General features: G+C 67.1%; 3 protein-coding genes. 1 reads left to right on the top strand and 2 read right to left on the bottom strand.

Going from position 1 to position 2507, the window contains the following annotated elements:
* The first annotated feature begins 148 nt into the window (after positions 1-148).
* Positions 149-412: a hypothetical protein gene (locus VN779_RS06660; protein WP_325721212.1), complete on the top strand. Its 264-nt coding sequence runs from the start codon at positions 149-151 to the stop codon at positions 410-412.
* Here the strand turns inward: VN779_RS06660 and VN779_RS06655 are convergent.
* Together VN779_RS06655 and VN779_RS06650 are read right to left on the bottom strand one after the other, a co-directional pair.
* On the bottom strand, positions 409-1761 hold the full coding sequence (locus VN779_RS06655) for a GGDEF domain-containing protein (RefSeq protein WP_325721210.1): 1353 nt from the start codon (positions 1759-1761) through the stop codon (positions 409-411). The genes VN779_RS06660 and VN779_RS06655 overlap by 4 nt on opposite strands.
* 481 nt (positions 1762-2242) lie before the next feature.
* A partial coding sequence (locus VN779_RS06650) for an MFS transporter (RefSeq protein ID WP_325721208.1) occupies positions 2243-2507 on the bottom strand: 265 nt, incomplete at its 5' end.

The following is a 2507-nucleotide window of genomic DNA, read 5'->3' as shown; positions in this document are numbered from 1 at the left end:
GGGACACTAGGGTGAGACCGTGCGAGCGGGCAACACGGCATGGGTTTTCGTAACGCTATGCGGCCTCGGGACCTGCTTCTTGACCGGGTGCTCGTCCGGGCCCGCCACGGCCGGAGCGAGTTGCGGCAGCGCGCGCACCGCCGCGGGCGTGCCGGTTGTCATCACGGTGGCCAAGGGCTCGGTGAACTGCACGACCGCCATCAGGGTCGAGAAGGAGTACGCGGCCAGGATCTCCGGCGGGCAGGTGCCGGGAAACGGCGGCGGCGCGCCGGTAGTGGTGAACGGCTGGACCTGCCAGGGATACGACACCCCTGACGTGCTGCGGACGGGGAACGCGTCACAGTGCCGCCGCGGGGGCAACGCCATCCTGGCCGTCCTGGCGGTGCCGGACGCGACGAAGACCGCCGCCTAGGAACCGGCCGCGCGGCGGAACACGCTCGGCGTCTCCGTGCGGCTGCCATCGGCGCGGTCATCAGTGCCGCTGATGGCGCTCAGGCCCCGCGTGGTGCTGATCATCTGCACCTGATCACGGCCGCCGGACTTCGCCCGGTACAAGGCGGCGTCGGCCGCGGCCATCAGTTCGGAGTACTCACGCTTGGACCCGCTGTCCAGCGCGGCCACGCCGATCGACACCGTGACGTGCACCCGCTCCCCGCCGGTCGCGCCGGGGACGATTATGGACATGTCGGCGATGCTCGCCCGCACACGTTCGGCGATCCGGAAGGCGTCCACCGCCCGCGTCTGCGGCAGGAGGAGCGAGAACTCCTCACCACCGAACCGCCCGGCGCGGTCGTAGTCCCGCAGCACGCTTTCGAGCGAGCGGGCTAGCTCCTTGAGCACCTGATCGCCGACCAAGTGGCCATGGGTGTCGTTGATCACCTTGAACCGGTCGATGTCGAGCACGGCGATCGCGAGCGGGGTCCTGGTCCGCACCGCCCTAGTCACCTCCGTGGTCGCCTCACGCTCCCAGGTCGCCGCGTTGAGCAGGCCGGTCTTCGAATCGGCCCTCGAGTCGTTAAGCAACTGGACGTGCCGCAGGGATCGCTGGAGCAAGGTGACCACGGGCAGCGCGGCCAGCGCGAGCCACGGATTGCCGGATACCCCGTACGTCACCAGGACGCCCGTGCAGATCTCGGCCGCGTTGTTGTACATGGACTCGCGGCTGAACACCTCTGTCCGGTATGTCGCACCCGGGTCGGTGGCCTTGACCGCCGTCATGAGCACGGTCTTGTTGACGGTCTCCTTCACCAGGATGCTGACCACCACCACCAGGGTCCACACCGTGCCCCGGCTGAGGGTCCCCCCCTGCGGTATCAGCCCGGACAGACCGTGGAAGGTCACCGACGCGGCTCCGTAGGAAAGGCTGAGCATGGCCCCGCTGAAGACCCGGCGGTAGACGGGGGCACGCCGGATCCGCCATTGCAGGAGCGCTATCCGGATGATCGGGATGACCAGCGCGTAAAGCACGGGCAGCAGGATGGCGGCCGACAGCTCCCACACGCCCGCGACGTCCTTGATCATGCCGCCCTGCTCGCCCGACTTCCTGGTCAGCTCTACGGCGGCCGCGGTGCAGCCGACCAGGAGACCGAACAGGGCCAGGTTGTCCGTGGTGATCGCGGTCGATGACGCCGCGACGACAAGGGCGGCCAGGTCCGCAGCGATGATCGCGAGAACGAAGGCGACGAGCCAGCGAGGCAGCGACCAGAGCGGCCAGTTACGGACCGCGACCGATTGCGACAGCAAGCGACGAGCGCCGCGCATCGGTGCCTTCCTCATAAGCCTCGCCACCATATGGAGAGCTTCGGACCATTCTCCCGCATTGTCAGTGCCGGGGAGTGCAAAACGTGAAAACCCGGCTACTCACCGGTAGAAGAATACCTCCCCGTTGGGCTGATGGAGCAACTGGCGTATCAGAACAGTTGCACAAGGTCACTTGGAGTCGGATTATTTCCGGCATTAGCCGCAAAGCACCCCTCCACCTCGTTTGCGGGCAACAATGGGAACCCGCAAGCGCCCGGCGTTGTGTAAGGGACGCGCGGGAGGGAGTGCGCCGTGCGCACGCCGAAGCTGAACCAAGGCTCTCGGCGGAACGTTCATAGTAGTTACTCAGAGGATTCAACCGACCACTTAGAGAAAGGAGCACGCCATGCGCGACAACCACTGGGGCTGAACCCACCCAACCGCATCCAGCCGCCACACGGGAAGGGAGCACGCCATGCGCGACAACCACTGGGGCTGACCTCTAGCTCTCAAAGTGCTCGTTCGGCGTCCGCGCGCGCTCACGGGCCCAGCTGGCCGCGATCGCCAACGCAACCATGGCGCCGATAGTGCCAGCTACCGCAATGACCCATGCCGGGGAATAGTGATCCGCGACGGCTCCCGCCAGGATCATGACGACTCCCTGGCCCAGGCTTATGCCACCCTGCGCCAGGCCAAAGGCTTGGCTGCGCTGTTCTTGCGGCGCCGCGCTCACGAAGGCGGCGTTGGCGGCGATCTGGTAGGCGGCG

Origin of the sequence: Actinocrinis sp. (assembly GCF_035605935.1) — a bacterium.
In the GTDB taxonomy this organism is placed as follows: domain Bacteria; phylum Actinomycetota; class Actinomycetes; order Streptomycetales; family Catenulisporaceae; genus Actinocrinis.
Note: the sequence above shows the minus strand (reverse complement) of the source record. Positions and strands in the feature narration are given on the sequence as shown.